Annotated in this window: 15 protein-coding genes; 4 read left to right on the top strand and 11 right to left on the bottom strand. The window is 65.3% G+C overall.

From position 1 onward, the window contains the following. Positions 1 to 18 precede the first annotated feature (18 nt). From ACMGG8_RS09170 to ACMGG8_RS09180, 3 genes are read right to left on the bottom strand one after another with little or no spacing between them, the layout of a single operon-like run. Entirely contained in the window at positions 19 to 828 is an 810-nt protein-coding gene (locus tag ACMGG8_RS09170) for an ABC transporter permease (protein ID WP_414159480.1), read from the bottom strand. Then, positions 825 to 1,745: an ABC transporter permease gene (locus tag ACMGG8_RS09175; RefSeq protein ID WP_414159481.1), complete on the bottom strand. Its 921-nt coding sequence runs from the start codon at positions 1,743 to 1,745 to the stop codon at positions 825 to 827. The genes ACMGG8_RS09170 and ACMGG8_RS09175 overlap by 4 nt, the downstream gene beginning before the upstream one ends. A 15-nt stretch (positions 1,746 to 1,760) precedes the next feature. Next, a complete protein-coding gene (locus tag ACMGG8_RS09180; protein ID WP_414159482.1) occupies positions 1,761 to 2,879 on the bottom strand; it encodes an ABC transporter ATP-binding protein in 1,119 nt (372 codons plus the stop codon). A gap of 227 nt (positions 2,880 to 3,106) precedes the next feature. On the opposite strand from ACMGG8_RS09180, the gene ACMGG8_RS09185 reads away from it, so the two are divergent. Further along, positions 3,107 to 4,012: a LysR substrate-binding domain-containing protein gene (locus ACMGG8_RS09185; protein WP_414159483.1), complete on the top strand. Its 906-nt coding sequence runs from the start codon at positions 3,107 to 3,109 to the stop codon at positions 4,010 to 4,012. Positions 4,013 to 4,024: 12 nt separating this feature from the next. On the opposite strand, the gene ACMGG8_RS09190 is transcribed toward ACMGG8_RS09185, so the two are convergent. Beyond that, entirely contained in the window at positions 4,025 to 6,082 is a 2,058-nt protein-coding gene (locus ACMGG8_RS09190; RefSeq protein WP_060841044.1) for a methyl-accepting chemotaxis protein, read from the bottom strand. 326 nt (positions 6,083 to 6,408) lie between these two features. On the opposite strand from ACMGG8_RS09190, the gene ACMGG8_RS09195 reads away from it, so the two are divergent. Continuing rightward, positions 6,409 to 7,626: an MFS transporter gene (locus ACMGG8_RS09195; protein ID WP_414159484.1), complete on the top strand. Its 1,218-nt coding sequence runs from the start codon at positions 6,409 to 6,411 to the stop codon at positions 7,624 to 7,626. 96 nt (positions 7,627 to 7,722) lie between these two features. On the opposite strand, the gene ACMGG8_RS09200 is transcribed toward ACMGG8_RS09195, so the two are convergent. The 5 genes from ACMGG8_RS09200 to ACMGG8_RS09220 are packed head-to-tail and all read right to left on the bottom strand — an operon-like array spanning position 7,723 to position 12,295. Then, positions 7,723 to 8,094, bottom strand: a complete 372-nt coding sequence (locus tag ACMGG8_RS09200; protein ID WP_108545207.1) for a c-type cytochrome — start codon at positions 8,092 to 8,094, stop codon at positions 7,723 to 7,725. Positions 8,095 to 8,153: 59 nt separating this feature from the next. After that, a complete protein-coding gene (locus ACMGG8_RS09205; RefSeq protein ID WP_108545208.1) occupies positions 8,154 to 9,722 on the bottom strand; it encodes an FAD-binding oxidoreductase in 1,569 nt (522 codons plus the stop codon). Positions 9,723 to 9,735: 13 nt separating this feature from the next. After that, positions 9,736 to 10,425, bottom strand: coding sequence for a hypothetical protein (locus tag ACMGG8_RS09210; RefSeq protein ID WP_414159485.1), 690 nt, complete (start codon positions 10,423 to 10,425; stop codon positions 9,736 to 9,738). A gap of 10 nt (positions 10,426 to 10,435) precedes the next feature. Next, a complete protein-coding gene (locus ACMGG8_RS09215; protein WP_060841039.1) occupies positions 10,436 to 10,771 on the bottom strand; it encodes a c-type cytochrome in 336 nt (111 codons plus the stop codon). Positions 10,772 to 10,819: 48 nt separating this feature from the next. Continuing rightward, entirely contained in the window at positions 10,820 to 12,295 is a 1,476-nt protein-coding gene (locus tag ACMGG8_RS09220) for an aldehyde dehydrogenase family protein (RefSeq protein ID WP_414159486.1), read from the bottom strand. A gap of 512 nt (positions 12,296 to 12,807) precedes the next feature. Here ACMGG8_RS09220 and ACMGG8_RS09225 point away from each other — a divergent pair. Then, on the top strand, positions 12,808 to 14,643 hold the full coding sequence (locus ACMGG8_RS09225; protein ID WP_414159487.1) for a sigma 54-interacting transcriptional regulator: 1,836 nt from the start codon (positions 12,808 to 12,810) through the stop codon (positions 14,641 to 14,643). Between the two features lie 94 nt (positions 14,644 to 14,737). On the opposite strand, the gene ACMGG8_RS09230 is transcribed toward ACMGG8_RS09225, so the two are convergent. Continuing rightward, positions 14,738 to 15,673 (bottom strand): transporter, encoded by a 936-nt coding sequence (locus tag ACMGG8_RS09230; RefSeq protein ID WP_414159488.1) that lies wholly within the window; start codon positions 15,671 to 15,673, stop codon positions 14,738 to 14,740. Positions 15,674 to 15,891: 218 nt separating this feature from the next. Beyond that, entirely contained in the window at positions 15,892 to 16,782 is an 891-nt protein-coding gene (locus ACMGG8_RS09235) for a helix-turn-helix domain-containing protein (RefSeq protein ID WP_414159489.1), read from the bottom strand. A gap of 192 nt (positions 16,783 to 16,974) precedes the next feature. Between ACMGG8_RS09235 and pobA the strand changes: the two genes are divergently transcribed. Beyond that, complete coding sequence (gene pobA / locus ACMGG8_RS09240; RefSeq protein WP_060841034.1) at positions 16,975 to 18,162, top strand: 4-hydroxybenzoate 3-monooxygenase; 1,188 nt, start codon at positions 16,975 to 16,977, stop codon at positions 18,160 to 18,162. Positions 18,163 to 18,251: the final 89 nt, after the last annotated feature.

Here is an 18,251-nt window from a genome sequence, read left to right on the forward strand (position 1 = left end):
CCAAGGTCAGTGGACGGTTCAAGGGTGTTTCTTGCTCAACAGGTAAGAGAGGCTGACGAACAGCACCGAGACGCCGAGGATCAGCGTCGACACGGCGTTGACGTCGGGTGTCACGCCCATGCGCAACAGGCCGAAGATGAAGATCGGCAGGGTGGTGGTGCCCGCCTGGGACACCATCATCGAGATCACGAAGTTATCCAGGGAGACGATGAAGGCCAGCATCAGCCCGGAGACGATCCCCGGCATCAGCAGTGGCAGGGTCACCTTGCGAAAGGTGCGCCAGGGGCCGGCGTACAGGTCCGCGGCGGCGTGCTCCAGGGACAGGTCCATGTCGTTGAGGCGGGCGCGGATCGGCAAGTAGGCGAAGGGGATGCAGAACACCGTGTGGGCGATGATCAGGTTGCCGTAGCCCAGGGACAGCCCCAGCGTCGAGAACAGCGCCAGGGTGGCCGCGCCGACGACGATTTCCGGCAGCACCAGGGGCAGCATGATGGCGCCCATGGACAGTTGCAGACCCTTGAACTTCGCCCCGCGTGAGGTGCCCAGGGCCGCCAGGGTGGCAATCGCCGTGGCCGCCATGCTGGCGCACACGGCGATCAGCAGGCTGTTGCCCGCCGCCTGGCGCAGGGCCTGGTTGGCAAACGCTGCGCGGTACCAGTCGAGGCTGAAGCCGCTCCACACCGTGGCCGACTGGTTGGCGTTGAAGGAGAACACCACCAGCACCAGGATCGGCGCGTAGAGGTACAGGTAGAACAGGAAACTGAAGCCGCCGAAGCCGGGAAAGTCCTGGACGCCTGGGCCGTTGCGTTTGAACAGGCGGATCATCATGCGCCCTCCTGAAGGGTTCGCTGGCGTTGGGCGCGCAGGGCGTAGACGGTCAGTACCAGCATCACCGCGGCCATCAGCACCAGCGACAGGGCGGCGCCGAAGGGCCAGTTACGGGCGTCGCTGAACTGGCGGAAGATCAGGTTGCCGAGCATCATCCGGGTGCCGCCGCCCAGCAGTTCCGGGGCGATCATCGCCCCCAGGCAGGGCACGAAGGTCAGGATCGCCCCGGCGAAGATCCCCGGCTTGGCGATCGGCAGCGCCACCTTGCGCAAGGTGCGCCAGCGCCCGGCGTAGAGGTCCTGGGCGGCTTCCAGCAGGCGGATGTCCATCTTTTCCAGGGTGGCGTAGATCGGCAGCACCACGAAGGGCGCGTAGGTGTAGACCAGCCCCAGCAGCACCGCGCCGTCGGTGTACAGCAACTGCAACGGTTCGTGGATCAGCCCCAGGTCCATCAGGCTGTTGTTGATCACCCCGGTGTTGCGCAGCAGCAGGATCCAGGCGTAGGTGCGGATCAGCAGGTTGGCCCAGAACGGCACGGTGATCAGGAAGATCAGCAGGCCCCGGCGCTGCACCGGTTGCATGGCCAGCCACACCGCCACCGGAAAGCCGATCAGCAGGGTGATCAGGGTGGTCAGCCCGGCGATGCCGATCGAGCGCAGGGCAATCAGCAGGTAGGAGTCGGTGAAGGCCAGGCTGTCATCCAGTTGCTGTTCGAACAGCAGGGCGGTGTAGGCGTCGCTGCTAAAAACCTTGTTTACACCGCCGTAGGGGTTGGCTTCCATCAGCGAATAGCCGATGACAATGAGGATCGGCACGATCAGGAACAGGCCGATGGCAATCAGCGCCGGGCTGACTCCGAGAACGCTGCGCAGGGCCTTGCGCCGTTCCAGGTGCTGGGAAATCGATGAGGCGTGCATGGCGAATCCTCGTGGTCAATCCAGCAGGACGCTGGCGCTGCCGCGTTCGAACAGCAGCCCGGCATGGCTGCCCACGCTCAGGCGCGGATGCTGTTCGAGGCTGTTGGGCGTGCGCACGGTCAGGCGCGTGCCGTCGCCGAGGCTGACCTGGTATTGCAGGTCGGTGCCCAGGTAGATCTGCGCCTCGATGCGGCACGCCAGGGCCCCTTCCACGGCTTCGCTGCGCAGGTGCAGGCGCTCCGGGCGCACGGACAGGGTGACCTGCTGGCCAATCTTGACCCCGCTGCACGGTTGCGCTGGCAGGGCTTCTCCGGCGGGCCCGCTGAACCAGGCCAGGCCGGCCTCGATACGCTTGACCTGGGCCTGGATGAAGTTGGTTTCACCGATGAAGTCGGCGACGAAGCGATTGCGCGGCTGCTCGTAGATCTCTTCCGGGCGACCCACTTGCTGCACCTCGCCTTCGGACAGGACGGCGATGCGGTCGGACAGGGTCAGGGCTTCTTCCTGGTCATGGGTGACGAAGATGAAGGTGATGCCGGTCTTGGCCTGGATCGCCTTGAGTTCTTCGCGCATGGCCTGGCGCAGCTTGAGGTCCAGGGCCGACAGCGGTTCGTCCAGCAACAGCACCTTGGGATGGGGCGCCAGGGCCCGGGCCAGGGCGATGCGTTGCTGCTGGCCGCCGGAGAGCTGGTTGGGCTTGCGCCCGGCGAAGCGCTCCATCTGCACCAGGGCTAGCATCTCGCGCACCCGTTCGGCGATCTGCGCCTTGCTCAGCACCTGGCCCATGGGCCGCGACTCCAGGCCGAAGGCCAGGTTCTCGGCCAGGGTCATGTGGGGGAACAGCGCGTAATGCTGGAACACGGTGTTCACCGGACGCTCGAAGGGCGGCCGCTCGGCGATGTTCTCGCCGTAGAGGAGGATCTCGCCCTGGGTCGGGAATTCGAAGCCGGCGATCATCCGCAAGAGCGTGGTCTTGCCGCAGCCGGAGGGCCCCAGGAGGGTGAAGAATTCGTTGTCGCGGATGTCCAGGTCGATGTGCTTCAGGGCCACCGGGCCGCTGTGTGGATCGCCGTAGACCTTGCGCACCGAGCGGATGGACACCGCCAGTGTTTGCAGCGAATGCAGGGCATTCATACCTTACCTCCGATTCCCCCATGGGCTGTCGTGCAGGCCATGGATATTGTTTTTCTTAGGGCAGGATCGAGATGTGTTCGGATGCGTGGGAAGCCTGTTTTTGGCGGCTTTTCGCGGGTTCTTATGGTTCTGCTGGGGCTGATTATCAGTGAGGGGTTGCGGGGGCGAAACATCAATTTTAACATACCAGCTGTTAAATAATTTAATAGCAAGGGGCGGGCTAAACCATGGCCGAACAGCGTTTGCCACCGTTGAATGCGGTGCGGGCTTTTGATGCCGCGGCCCGCCTGGGCAGCTATGTCGAAGCCTCCAGGTCGCTGCATGTCACCCAGCCGGCCATCGGCCGTCATGTGAAGCTGCTGGAGGACTGGCTCGGCGTGCAGTTGTTCGAACGCACCTCGCGCGGGGTGATCCTGACCCCGGCGGGGGAGAAGTACCACCGCAAGATCGCCGCGGCCCTGCAGTTGATCATCGAGGCCGGGCGCGAAGCCCAGCCCAGGACCGCCGAGCGCTGGCTGCGGATCATGGTGGTGCCGGGGTTTGCCAAGCGCTGGCTGACCCCGCGCCTGGAGGCGCTGCGCCATGTGCGCCCGGGCCTGAAGTTCGCCATCGAACCGAATTCGACCTTCACCGAAGTCGACGCCAAGAGTGCCGACCTGGGGATCGCCTACGGCCTGGACGGGCAGTACCCCGAATCGCGGGTCAGCCTGATCTGCCCCCGGGTGTTCCCCATCTGCACCCCGGCCTACCTGGCCAGCATCGAGGCGATCCGCGAGCCGGCGGACCTGGCCCGCCACGCGCTGATCCACTTCGATGACGGCGAGTGGTGGAACCTGTGGTTCGCCGCCAATGGCCTGGATATCCACCTCACGTCCGACCTGATCTACGTGAACAACGACCACGCCCTGTCGGTGGCCGAAAGCGGCGGCGGCATTGCCCTGGCCAATGAAGTGCTGGTGCGCGAGGAGCTCAAGGCCGGCACCCTGGTGCGGGTGCTGGACGATCAGGTGAAGCTGGAAAGCTACCGCGTACTGACCCCGGACGTTGAATGGTCCGAGGATGTGGAATGGTTTATCCAATGGCTCAAGGCCGAGCTCGAGGCGGACTTCCCCGAGGCTCGGCTGAAGGCTTGAGGACCTTCGGCGTCAGGCCAGTTGGAAGCGCCCGGTGTTGACGCTCAGGGCCCGACTGCCCTGGTTCAGGCTGTCCGCGGCCAGGTTCACTGCCCGGGCCCCCTCCAGCAGGCGCACCGCCGCCTGATCCACGTGCTGGATGTTGCTGCTGACTTCATCGGCGGTGCAGGCCTGTTCTTCCACGGCGGTGGCGATCTGCGCCAGGGTGTCGCTGACCCCTTGCACTGCATCGGCGATCTCCACCAGGCGCAGGCCCAGGCCGGTCACCGACTGGGCGTCGCTCTGGGCTTGGCCGCAAGCGGCCTCCATCAGGCTCACCGCTTCATTCACCGTGCTGCGCAGGCTGTCCACGGTGGCGGCGATCTGCGCCGTGGACGACTGGGTGCGTTGCGACAGGCTGCGCACTTCGTCGGCGACCACGGCAAAGCCCCGGCCCTGCTCCCCGGCGCGCGCCGCTTCGATGGCGGCGTTCAGTGCCAGCAGGTTGGTCTGTTCGGCCACGCCGCGAATGGTGTCCACCACCAGCTGGATCTGCTGCCCTTGCTCGCTGACCCGGCCCAGGGCGGCCGCGGTGTCGTTCAGGCGCTGGTTGAGTTGCTGGATGCTGGCGGTGGTGCGCTGGCTGTCTTGGCTGCTGTCGCTGGCGATGCGTCGGGTCTGCTGGGCACTGTCGGAGGCCTGTTCGCAGCTCTGTGCGACCCCCTGGGACGTGGCGGCCAGTTGCGTGGCGGCGGCGGCAATCTGGCTGATCTGCTGTTGCTGGGCCTCGACTTCGCTCAGGGCGCCACTGGCGTGCTGGTTGAGGCTGCGCACCGCATCCCCCAGTTGCAGGGTTTCGTGATCCACTCCTTGCAGGCTGCCACGCAGTTGCACCACGGCCACGTTCAGCGCGGTGCTGATCAGCGCCAGCTCATCGCGGCCCTGTACCGGCACTTGCAGGCACAGATTGCCATCGCGCAGGGCTTCGGCCAGCAGGGTGATGCCGCTGGCGCTGCGGCGGATCGAGGCTTGCAGGCAGACGAACAGGTACAGCGCGGCGAGCACCAGGCAGCCCAGCACCGTGGCCACCAGGATCAGCTGGCGCAGGGCCGAACCCTGGTAGTGCTCCAGGCGACTGTCGAGGGCGCCGAGGGAGTCCTGGCGCAAGCTCGCCAGCTGGCCCAGCAGGGCATCGAGGCCTTGTTCGAAGGGTTCCGGCTTGAGGTTGATGTTGCCGGCGAACAGGCCGTCGTCCAGCACTTTCAACTGTTCATCCAGCTGCTTCAGGCTGTCGTGATAGCGCCCGGCCCAGGCTTGCAGTTCGCTGGGCAGGCGGGCTTCCAGCAGGCTGCCGGTCTTGCTCAGTTGTTCTCGGGCATCGCCGATGCGGCTGCGCAAGTCCCGCAGTTGCAGACGGCTTTGCAGGGTGAACTGGCCCGATACCACCGAGGCTTGGCCAACCGCCGCCAGGCGCCCGACCCGCTCGATCAGGTCCGGGGCATGCTGGGTGGCAATCTGCGTCAACAGGTAGGTCTCCAGCCAGGGGGCCAGGGTCAGGCGGCTGTCCATGGCGATCTGCTCACGCAGCGCCTGCAGGGCGCCGAGGGCTGAAGTGAAGCGTTCGTAGCCGTCCGGCCACCAGCCGACACTGGCCAGGCTTTTCGAGTCCAGCCCTTGCAGGCTGCCTTGCAGCGCCCGGTAGCGAGCGAGGGTGTCGTCCTCGGCGCCGGCCTGGTGCAGGGCGTTGCCCAGCTCTTCGCTGGCCTGGAGCAGGCCGGGCTGGACCGCATCGAACGCCGCCACCGCGGCGAGGGTCGCCGGCGTCGGCTGGCGGTTGGTCTCGGTGGCGCGCCAGCGGGCGGCCCGATCACGCTGCGCGGTCAGCAGGTTGTCCAGGGTATCCAGGGCTTGCAGTTGGCGGATCCCGGAACGTTCGGTGGCCATCAGGCCAAGCCTGTCGCGGTAGTCCTGGCCGATCATCCACAGACTGCCCAGCAGCGGCAGGATGAACAGCAGAAACAACAGCTGGAATTTGCGAGCGAAGCCAAAACGCCCCAACAACGCCATGCCCGGTGCCAGAAATAGATGCATGCACTACTGCTCCTTTGGGCACCACGCACCATTGGCGTGCGGTCGAGGCGGCTGGCCCGGACCCTGTGCCCTCGTAAAATCGCCTCGGAAAGTGTGCAACCGGCGCCAGGATCCTGCCGGCGCTGTAGCGTTACTTCCCATTTTCGCCACCCTGGGTAAGGGCGTCGGGTTGGTGTGGCGGCAGGAGCAAGATTCAGACCATGGCGATGGGCTATCAGTCGGCTGGGCAAAGTCGTTAGCAAGCTAATGGGATGGCGCGAGCGCACTGAAAAATGGCACATTGGCGCACCTGCCCCTGTGCACCCACCCGTTGTACGGAAAATCCTATGGCTAGCAGCAACCCTCAGACCGTCGCAACGACGGCCTCTCCTGCTTCGCAAAGCAACCCCCTGGTCCTGCGCATCATCGGTGCGGTGGCCCTGGCCCATTTGATCAACGACCTGATCCAGGCGGTGTTGCCGGCGATCTACCCGATGCTCAAGAGCAACTATGGCCTGAGCTTCACCCAGGTCGGCCTGATCACCCTGACCTTCCAGCTCACGGCCTCGCTGTTGCAGCCCTGGGTCGGCTTTTACACCGATCGGCGGCCGCTGCCGTTCCTGTTGCCGGCGGGCATGATCTGCACCCTGATCGGCATCCTGATGATGTCCCAGGTCGGCAGCTTTGCCCTGATCCTGCTGGCGGCCGCGTTGATCGGCATCGGCTCCTCGACCTTCCACCCGGAAGCCTCGCGGGTCGCCCGGCTGGCGTCCGGCGGGCGCTACGGCCTGGCGCAGTCGAGCTTTCAGGTCGGCGGCAATGCCGGCACCGCGTTCGGCCCCTTGCTGGCCGCGGCGATCATCATTCCCTACGGCCAGGGCAATGTGGCCTGGTTCGGCCTGTTCGCGCTGTTTGCCCTGGTGGTGCTCTACGCCATCAGCCGCTGGTACGCCAACCACCTGCGCCTGCACAAGCTCAAGCAGGGCCAGGCGGCGACCCATGGTCTGTCGAGGAACCGGGTGATCAGCGCCCTGGTGGTCCTCGGGCTGCTGGTGTTCTCCAAGTATTTCTACATGGCCAGTTTCACCAGCTACTTCACCTTCTACCTGATCGAGAAGTTCGACCTGTCGGTGGCCAGCTCGCAACTGCACCTGTTCCTGTTCCTTGGCGCGGTGGCGGCGGGGACCTTCTTCGGCGGGCCGATCGGCGACAAGATCGGGCGCAAGGCGGTGATCTGGTTCTCGATCCTCGGGGTGGCACCGTTCACCCTGTTGCTGCCCCATGTCGACCTGTTCTGGACCAGCGTCCTCAGCGTGGTGATCGGCTTCATCCTGGCCTCGGCGTTCTCCGCCATCGTGGTCTACGCCCAGGAACTGGTGCCGGGCAACGTCGGCATGATCGCCGGGGTGTTCTTCGGCCTGATGTTCGGTTTTGGCGGGATCGGCGCGGCGCTGCTGGGGCACCTGGCGGACATCCATGGCATCGAGTACGTGTATTACCTGTGCTCGTTCTTGCCGCTGTTCGGGGTGTTGGCGATCTTCCTGCCGCGTACCCGCAAAGCCTGACGCGCGGTTGTTCGACACGTAAAAAAACGCCCGGGGCCATGCTCCGGGCGTTTTCGTTTCAGCGCAGTGCTAGTTGAGGCGTCGCTGCCTGCGGCCTCAGTGCAGGCTTTTCAGGTAGGCAATCAGGTGCTGCCGGCTCTGTGGATCGGGCTGGCCGGGAAACATCATGTTGTTGCCCGGCACCAGGGTCGCCGGGTTGCTCAGCCAGCGCTCCAGGCTGGCGTCGTTCCATTGCAGGCCAGCGCCTTGCAGGGCGCTGGAATAGCTGAAGCCCGGGGCCTGGCCGCTGGCCCGGCCAAAGACTTGGTGCAGGCTGGGGCCCATCAGGTGTTTGCCGTTCTCGGTGCTGTGGCAAAAGCCGCATTGGGCACTGAACAGGGCCTTGCCGAGGACCGCGTCGCCGTCGGCCAGGGCCAGTGGCGCGGCCAGCAGCAGCGCCTGGGCTGCGAGCAGTGGGGTGTACTTCATGGGTTTTCCTGTGGTTCAATGGGCCCCGTGGCGTACTGCCGACGGGGCGTGTCAGCGACTTAGAAAGGGTTGGCCAGGTCGATCCCGGACTTGCCCGGGGCAAGGATGTTGTTCGGGTCCAGGGCGCGCTTGATGGCGTGCTCGACCTTGCGCTTGACCGGGCCGTAGCTCTGCGCCACCCGCTCCTGGAAGGCGGTGTTGACCCGGTACACGGCATAGCCTTGCTGTTCGAACGCATCCAGCAGTTCGGCGAAGCAGGCGTTGGCGCGGCGGGTTTCCTCCGGGTTGCTGCGGTCGTACAGCACGTCGATCACGTGGTGCATGTCGCGCCAGCCGACGATGAATTCGCCCACGTAGTCCAGGCCGTGCTTGTTGAGGATCCGCTTGGCCAGGGCCTGCTGCTTGTTGCACTCGCTGCCGCGGGCCTGGCTCACCGGCGCGAACCACATCGAGCCACCGCCGCCGCGCCAGTTGTACAGGCCGAATTCCTGCAGGTTGGGCACCCCGGACATCAGTTGCGAGCGATACAGGAAGGGTTGGGTCGTACCGGCTTCCTCCTGGGTGACGAGGCGTCCCTTGCCCAGGGCCTTGAGGGCCTGATTGACGATCTTCCAGTTGACGTCCACCTGCTCCTGGGTGCCGTACAGGGCGGCGTAGACGTTCCAGGCACCGAGGTTCTTGTCCTTCTGGATCTGCTTGAGGATCGCCTCGGAGGTGGCGCCCGGCTCTTGGGTGTAGTCGGCGCGGCGGGTGTTGCAGGTGGCGGCCTCCCACAGCACGCCGGCGATCACCACCGAGTTGGGAATCACCTGGGCGATGCGCAGCGGGCGGATGAATTCGACGATCTCGGCGATGTCCGACTCGTTCTCGAACTTGATCTCGAACGGCTTGAACACCGGTGGCTTGGGCATTAGCCAGAAGCCCATCTTGGTGCAGATGCCGTAGTTGGCCTGGGTGAACATGCCGTCCAGGGTCGGGCCGTAGCCCCACTTGAATACTTGCCAGGCGTTGTCGCCTTTGACCCCGCCCATGCCGGTGCGATAGACGTCGCCGTTGGCCAGCACCACCTCCATGCCGCACTGCATGAGGAAGTGTTCGCCGTAGGGGGTGTAGCCGACGCCGCGGTCCATGGTGTTGCCCAGGGGACCGGCGATGGCCGAGGGCGCCGAGAAGGACAGCATCAGCGGCAGGTTGTGTTCCTGGATGTAGTCGTAGAGCTGCTGGTAGGTGACTCCGGGCTCCACCAGCGCGGTGCACAATTGCGGGTCGACGTGGAGGATCTTGTTCATTTTCTTCAGGTCGAGAATCACCTGGCCGCGCTGGCCGGGCGCTGCCGAGCCGTAGCCGAAGTTGCGGCCGGTGGAGATGGTCCAGACCGGAATCTTGTGCTCGTTGCAGATCTTCACCACCCCTTGCACCTGCTCGACGCTGGTGGCGGTGACGGCGGCCGAGGGCATGTGCTCGGCGGTGTCCACCGCCATCATGATCTTGGTGTAGGGCACCAGCTGGTCGTCCTTGACCAGCACGTTCTCGTCCCCCAGCAGGGCACGGAACTGGGCGATGGCTTGGTTGAAGTGGGCTGCATTCACGCCCCGGGGCAACAGTGGCTTCTGGGTTTGCTCAGTCATTGGATCAGCTCCTTCAAGCCTCAATCGAGAACGAAACGAAATGGCCGCTCAATGGCACGGCCCGGGGGCTGGCCAACGGCGCCTGGCCGAGACGGCCGCTGGCCAGTTCGGCCAGGCTGTAGCCCAGGGTGGCGGCCCATTGTTCGGCGCTGCGTGGGTCGCGAGCGCGGGCGCCGGCCTGGAACGCCGGCTGTGCCAGCAGGCGCTGCTCGCTGAGGCTGAAACCGGCGCCACAGGCGTTCAGTTGTAGGCCCAGTTGCAAGGCGCAGCCATGGGCGGCCGTGGTGCCCAGCAGTTGGTGGCGCGAGGTCCGCGCATCGCTGTGGTGCTGGCCGAGCCATTGCACCCGGGCTCCGGCGCTGCGGGCCTGGTCGAGCACCAGCGCGGCGCTGGCATCGTCCAGCAGGCCGATGATGCGTTGCCGCTGGCCACTGCCCAGGCGTTGTTGCAGCGCCTGGATCGACGCCAGGCTGGCCTCCCAGCGTTGCACGCTGACCTGGCGCGCCACCGAGCTGGCGTTGATTCCCTGGACGAAAGCCGAGTCGGCGACGGCGGCGCTGACCAGGGCCAGGGTGGGCAGGCGCCTGCCCGCGGACGGGCCCAGTACGCCGTTGGCCAGGCTCAGGCCCGGGCCGGTCACTGCGACGCTGGCCAGACCGCCCAGGGCCATGCCCTTGAGCAACGAGCGACGTTCAATGTTCATGGGCGTCTCCTCAGGGTTGGGCGGCCGTGGCCGGGGCTTTGGAGATGTAGTCGGCGACCTGCTGCAAGGCGTTGTCGTCGATGAACGACGCCGGGAAGGCCGGCATCGCGCGAAAGCCGTTGCGCACCACCGCGGTGATGTAGGGCGTTGGCAGTTGGCGTCCCTTGATCTGCGGGCCGACGTTCTTTTCGTGGCAGTGGCCGCAGACCTTGGCGTATACGTTTTCACCGCTTTTCCAGACGCCGTCGCCATCGGCGGCGGCCGTTGTCGCCAGCACCGCCAGGGGCAGGCTCAGGCACAGGGCAAGGCTTCGTTTCACAGTTGGGCTGTCAAGGAGCGAGGACATTGCGTACTCCGTATTGTTATGGGGTGATTCGGTGGACAGGCGCCCTGTTCAGAACGGATAGGGGCGCGGTGTGTGTTGCAGGGTGATCCAGTGGTCGGTGGTGAATTCGTCGATTGCCCAGTCGCCGTTGAAACGGCCCAGGCCCGAGTTCTTCTCGCCGCCAAAGGGCGCGTTGGGCTCATCGTTGACCGGCATGTCGTTGACGTGGCTCATCCCCGCATGAAGGCGCTGGGCGAACTGCACGCCACGCTCCGGGTTGGCGCTGAACACGGCGCTGGACAGGCCGTATTCACTGGCATTGGCCAGCTCCAGGGCGTGCTCGGCATCCCGCGCGCTCTGGATGCCCACCAGGGGGCCGAAGATTTCTTCGCGGGCGATTTCCATGTCGGCGTGCACGTCGCCGAACACGTGGGGCGGCAGCACATTGCCCGAAGCCGGGCCACCCACTAGCAAGGTCGCGCCTTCGGCCAGGGCCAGGCGGATCTTGTCCTGCAGACCGGCCAGCTGTTTGTGGTTGATCACCGGGCCGACCACCGTGGCCGGCAGATTCGGGTCGCCATGGGGCAGGGCCTTGACCCGTTCGACAAAGCGTTGGGTAAAGGCTTGCAGCACTGGCTGTTCGACGATGATGCGGTTGATCGCCATGCAGATCTGCCCCTGGTGCAGGAACTTGCCCACCACCGCGGCGTTCACCGCCTGTTCCAGGTCGGCATCGGCCAGGACCACGAACGGGCTGTTGCCCCCCAGTTCCAGGGCCACATGCTTGAGGTGCGCGCCGCCACTGGCGATGCGCCCGATGTTGCGGCCGACCTGGGTCGAGCCGGTGAAGGAAATGAATGCCGGCACCGGGTGCTCGACAAAGGCATCGCCGATTTCCGCCCCGGTGCCGACCACCACGCTGAGCACCCCGGCGGGCAGGCCGGCTTCCTCGAAGATCCGCGCCAGCAGCAGTCCGCCGGTCACCGGGGTGTCGCTGGCGGGCTTGATCACCACCGCGTTGCCCAGGGCCAGGGCCGGCGCCAGGGAGCGGGCGCTCAGGTGCAGGGGGAAGTTCCAGGGGCTGATCACCCCGATCACCCCCAGGGGCTTGCGGTAGACGCGGCTTTCCTTGCCGGGGACGTTGGAGGCGACGATCCGCCCGTGGACCCGGCTGGGCAGGCTGGCCGCTTCGACGATGATGGCGCGGGCCGCGCCCCATTCGATCTGCGCCTTGATCCGGGTACTGCCGGACTCGCGGACCAGCCAGCCGATGATTTCCTCGCGGCGCTCATCGAAGATCCGCGCGGCGTTGAGCAGCACTTGGCTGCGTTGGGCAGGCGCGCTGGCGGCCCATGGGGCCTGGGTCTGGCGGGCCTTGGCGTAGGCCTGGTCGAGGTCCTGGCGGTTGGCCAGGCTGATCTGCAGCAGGCATTGCTCGGTGAACGGGTCGAGGACGGCCAGCGCTTGGCCGCTGCTGCCGGCGCGCCATTGTCCGGCGATGGGCTGCAGTTCCAGGTGTTGATAGGCAGGTCGAGTCGCAGTCATGGGGTGCTCTCTTGTTCGTGGCCATGGCTCGGCTGTCAGCAATCAAGCCGATGGCGTTTGAGGGTAGGGATGGGTGCCCGCCAGGGCGGCGTTTCAGCCGAGACGGGCTGCGTTGCGCAATGGGTCGTGGCGCAGGTGTGAGGGGCAGGGCGGGGGAGGCGGGAGGAAGGCAGAAAGCATGGCAAGGTCACCTGTTGTCTTGTTATGGATGAGCGTCTGCCTGTGCATAACAACTATCGTGCCACGGTCGTTTTTCGTGAAAATATTGTTTTAAAACAATTGATTAGATGATTGCCCGGGTTGCCGGGAGGGCCGTCGTGCGGGGCGCACTGCGGAAATTTATGCAGAGAAGTCGCAAGGGCGTCGAAAGCTCGGCACTCCCGGGGCGCCTGCGGAAACTGTGCGGTTACCGGCCAGAATCTGCGCATCGCCTGCGGCCAGGAGGGACGGCGATTGACCCGGCAAAGCGCCGGGGCATACTGCAAGGCCCCTGAGCAGCCTGTTGATTGCCCATGACTCGTTCTCCTTCCAGCCAGCCCGGCCGTCCTGCGGATGAAGACTTCCTCAAGCAGATGCTGGGGCGGCAAAAGCGCCTGATCGTCGATCGCACCAGTCAATTCGAGGCCAGCGGCCTGCCTTCGGCCGAGCAACTGGCCGAGACCGTGGCCTTTGCCCCCCAGGACGGCAGCATCTGGCTGTGTGGGCAGCGGATGATGCTGATGCAGGGGTCGGCGTTCGGCTCGATCCGTCGTGAATTGATCGAGGCCCTGGGCTTCGACAAGGCCCGTGGCCTGATCACGCGCATCGGCTGGCAGGCCGGGGCCCGGGACGCGGCCCAGGTCAGCGAGCAGTGGCCGGACGGCGATCACGCCAGCCTCTACAGCGCCGGGCCGCGCCTGCACATGCTCGAAGGCATGGTCAATGTCGAGGTGGTGCGCTTCGAGATCGACTCCAGCATCGGCCATTTCTATTCGGAGTTTCTCTGGCACAACTCCTTGGAAGACGACGAGCACATCGCCGCCTATGGCCTGGGCGGCGAGCCGGCGTGCTGGATGGAGATCGGCTATGCCAGTGGCTACGCCTCGTCGCTGCTGGGGCGGCTGGTGGTGTTTCGCGAGTTGGAATGCCGCTCGATGGGGCAGCCGGCCTGTCGGATTGTCGGCAAGCCGGCGCAGCTGTGGGAGGACATCGACGTCGACCTGATGTACCTCGACCCGGGGGATTTTCTCAGTCGCAGCGCTTATGCCTCGGGGGTACAGACCCAGGTCGCCGAGCTACCGGTATCGCCCGGCGAACAGCAATTGGTCGGCATCTCGGCGGCCTTTGTGGCCGCCAGCCAGTTGTTGCAGCGGGTGGCGCCGACCCAGGCCACGGTGCTGCTGACCGGAGAGTCGGGGGTGGGCAAGGAGTTGTTCGCGCGCAATCTGCATCAGGCCAGCAGCCGTCGGCAGCAGCCCCTGGTGGCGCTGAACTGCGCGACCCTGCCGGAAAACCTGGTGGAGGCCGAGCTGTTCGGCGTCGAGCGGGGGGCCTTTACCGGCGCCGACCGTTCGCGGCCGGGGCGCTTCGAGCGGGCGCATGGCGGCACCCTGTTTCTCGATGAGATCGCCACCCTCAGCCTTTCGGCCCAGAGCAAGATTCTGCGGGCCTTGCAGGAAGGCGAGATCGAGCGGGTGGGGGGCAGCGAGCCGCTGCGGGTGGATGTGCGAGTGATCGCGGCGACCAACCTCGACCTGCGGCGCGAAGTGGAGGCCGGGCGCTTTCGTGAGGACCTGTTCTATCGCCTGAATGTGTTTCCCATTCATCTGCCGCCTCTGCGCGAGCGCCGCGAAGACATTCCCCTGCTGCTGAGTTACTTCCTGCACCGCTTCAGCCAGCGCCACGGGCGTCAGCCGGCGGGTTGCAGCACGCGGTTGGTGAATGCGCTGCTGACCTATCGCTTCCCCGGCAATATCCGCGAGTTGCAGAACCTCATCGAGCGCGGCGTGATTGCCGCCGGCGACGGCGAAATCATCGATGTGGTGCACCTGAGCGAAGCGGGAACGCCCCTGGCGGGGGTTGCCATTGGCTTGAACGCCGACGGGCGCCTGTCACCACCGACGCTGCGTGAGCCAGCGCCCTCTTCAGCGGCGGCCAGGGCGGCTGAGGCGCCGCTCGAGGAGCCGGAGCTGGCCAGCCTGCAGGCCTTTCTCTCCGGCCGGGCGCCGGCCTTGAGCACCTCGCTGGAAGAGATCGAATTGCGCCTGGTGCATCTGGCCCTGGAGCGCTCCGGGGGCAACATCACCGCGGCGGCGCAGATGCTCGGCATGAGCCGGGCTCAGGTCAGCTATCGCCTCAAGGGCCGTTGAACCGGCTCGCTGCTGCGTTTCGGCAGCAGCGGGCGCGGCGTTCGGCGGTTCAGGGGGCGTTGATTCAACGGGGGTTGATTCAGCGTCTGTCGATTCAGAGCGCGGTGGTGAATTTCAGCCAGTAGGTCTGGCCCTCGGCGCGGTTGCGCACCGCCGACTCGTCCTGCCATTTGGCGCTCAACGACCAGCCGCTCTTGCTGCGAAATTGCACCGCCGGGCCGATGGAGAACGAGCGTCCGCGATTGCCATCACTGGCTTGCACCTGGGCCGCGGCGGCGCAATCGGTGACGCTGCACTTGTCGTCGCTGATCTGCTGATAGGCGTGCCCGCCGACGCCGATCACCCAGCCGTTGTCCAGCCCCCAACCGAGGCTGTAGTCGGCGTGCAGCTCGCGTCCGGACTGATAGTGGGTGGCGCGGTTTTCGAAGTTGTAGTCGTGCATCAGGCGCACATCGGCGTTGAAACCCTGCGGATCGGTGTAGGTCATGGCATACACCGCTTGCACGGTGTAGTAGTGGTTGCCCAGGTTGATCAGGTCGTCCTTGTCGTATTCGCCGCCGCTGGGCAACACGAAATCGACCCCCAGGGCACTGTGGAACTTGTCGCTGTGATGAAAGCCCAGCACCGGGCCGAGGTGGGCGTCGCCTATCCCGCGCTTGTGATCGTGGGGGCCGTTCTTGATGTTCAGGCGCATGTCGTTGAGGGGCAGCAGGGCGTGGAAACCGAGATTGCCCCCCAGCACTTCTTGCTCGGTCACCCAGACAAAACGTGGCACCACGCTGGTGACGCGCAAGTCGATGCTGGCCGCGCGGTGACCCGCGTTGTCCCGCAGGCTGTCGGCCAGGTAGTTGCCGACGAAGACCTGGGCATAGGTGCCGGGCGGCGGCAGGATGCCCATGCCGTAGAGTTCGATGCCCATGGGCCAGGAGGACACGCCGCCTTCGCTGGCTTGCACCCATGAGGTGTGGGCGCCAAACAGCAGGCTGGAGGTGAGTGCAAGAACGCGCAGGCGCGAGGAGGTCTGATGCATGAGAAGGTCTGCCTTATTGTTATGGGAGCGCTGGCAGGAGGAGGGCTCCTGAGGCGCTGGCAGAGCGTCTCAACTAGCGTGCCAATCCTTTTATTTTTAATTTATCGTTTTAAATCAATCACATATAAGAATTCGCGACGGGATTGGCGAGGGCCGTCGGCGGCGTGTGGCGAGATTTGTTAAGAGAAATCGGCGAGCTGCACAAAACTCGCGTCGGCTCAGCGACCGCTGGGGGCTTGCCCGGCACTCTGGCGAAAGGCATTGGGCGACTGGCCGCTGAGGCGCTTGAAGAAGCGCGAGAAGTAGGTCGGGTCACTGAACCCCAGGTTGTCCGACAGCTGGCTGATGCTGATGTTGGTGTAGATCAGCCCGCGCTTGGCTTCCAGCATCAGGCGCTGGTGGAGCATCTGCAGCGCGCTCTGCCCGGCCAGCTCCCGGCACAGGGTGTTGAGGTGCACGCTGGACAGGCCGATGCGATGGGCCAGGGATTCCACCGTGGGGTGTTCCTGATAGTGGCGCTCCACCAGCTTGATGAAATGCCCCAACAACTGCTGATTGCGCTCGCCGCGGTTGCTCGGCGGGGTGTTCTGTTGGCCACGGCGACTGATCCACACCACCAGCACGTTGACCAGCGAATGCAGCAACAGGTCGCGGGCCGCGGCGCTGCCTTCGTATTCATCCATCAGCGCCTTGAACAGGGTGTTGAGGCTGTGGCGGTCACGGCCCACCGGGTAGCAGGCGCAAGACGCGAGCACGGCCAGGGGCGCGCCCAGTTGCGCTTCCAGTTGGGCCACTAGAGGCGCGCCCAGGGTCAGCACGTAACCCTGGATGTTTTCCGAGAACTGAAAGCCGTGGACCATCAGCGGCGGCACCACCTGGATCGATGCTTCGCGCACGTCCTGGCGCCGTCCCTCGACTTCCACCAGGGCCTGGCCGCGCTGCACATAGAGCAACTGGTAGAGGTCGGCGTGACGGTGCGGCTTGATCTCCCAATGGTGCAGGCTGCTGCGCTTGGGAATGGATTCGCAGTGCAGCAGGTCCGGGGTCGGCCAGGCCTGGTTTTCCCCATAGAGCTTGAACACCGGGATGCTGGAGCGGCTGGCTTTCATCGGAGGCGACCTGTCGCGACGGGGTGGCTGGAGTGCTCGATAATCGAACGCTGTTTGCAAAAGTGCATTTTTACGTCGGTTTATCACCATTTACTGCGATTTTTGTCGGCAAAAATGCAGGGGTACAACAATAACCATAAATTCCGGATTTCGCCTGCACGGTGACTGGAATGCCCTTGAGAGACGACAACAATGAAAACTCAGGTTGCGATTATCGGCGCTGGACCTTCCGGCCTTCTGCTGGGCCAACTGCTGCACAAGGCCGGCATCGACACGGTGATTGTCGAGCGCCAGACCCCGGATTACGTGCTCGGCCGCATCCGCGCCGGGGTGCTCGAACAGGGCACCGTGGACATGCTGCGCGAGGCCGGTGTGGCCCAGCGCATGGACGCCGAAGGCCTGGTCCACGAAGGGGTGGAACTGTTAATGGGCGGCAAGCGCGTGCGCATCGACCTCAAGGCCCTGACCGGTGGCAAGACGGTGATGGTCTACGGCCAGACCGAAGTCACCCGTGATCTGATGGAGGCCCGCGCTGCCTGCGGGGCGCCGATCATCTACTCCGCGGACAAGGTGCAGCCCCATGACATGAAGGGCGCACAGCCCTACCTCACCTACGAAAAGGACGGCCAGCAGCACCGCATCGATTGCGACTACATCGCCGGCTGCGACGGTTTTCATGGCGTGGCGCGCAAGAGCATTCCCGAGCAGGTGCTGACTCACTACGAGCGCGAGTACCCCTTCGGCTGGCTGGGCCTGTTGTCCGATACGCCGCCGGTCAACCACGAGCTGATCTACGGCCAGCATGAGCGCGGCTTTGTGCTCTGCAGCCAGCGCTCCCTGACCCGCAGCCGTTACTACCTGCAGGTGCCGCTGAGCGACAAGGTCGAGGACTGGTCCGACGAACGCTTCTGGAACGAGCTCAAGGCCCGTCTGCCGACGGAGGTGGCGGCGGATCTGGTGACCGGGCCGGCGCTGGAGAAAAGCATCGCGCCGCTGCGCAGCTACGTGGTGGAGCCGATGCAGTACGGCAAGCTGTTCCTGGTCGGCGATGCCGCGCACATTGTCCCGCCCACTGGCGCCAAGGGCCTGAACCTGGCGGCCTCCGACGTGTGCTACCTGTACCGGATCCTGGTCAAGGTCTACCGCGAAGGGCGTACCGAACTGCTGGACAAGTACTCCGAGCTGGCCTTGCGCCGGGTGTGGAAGGGCGAGCGTTTCAGCTGGTTCATGACCAACCTGCTGCACGATTTCGGCGAGCAGCAGGACGCCTGGGACCACAAGATGCAGGAGGCCGATCGCGAGTATTTCCTCAATTCCCACGCGGGCCTGGTGAACATTGCCGAGAACTATGTGGGCCTGCCTTACGAAGACGTCTGCTGAGCCTTCGGCGGTGTCGGCATCGGCCTTGTCATCGCTCGCGAAAGGGGGTGGTGGCGGGGCCGTGTTTGCACAGGGGCAGGGGCCGAAAG

Origin of the sequence: Pseudomonas sp. BNK-45 (assembly GCF_047456255.1) — a bacterium.
Lineage (GTDB): Bacteria > Pseudomonadota > Gammaproteobacteria > Pseudomonadales > Pseudomonadaceae > Aquipseudomonas.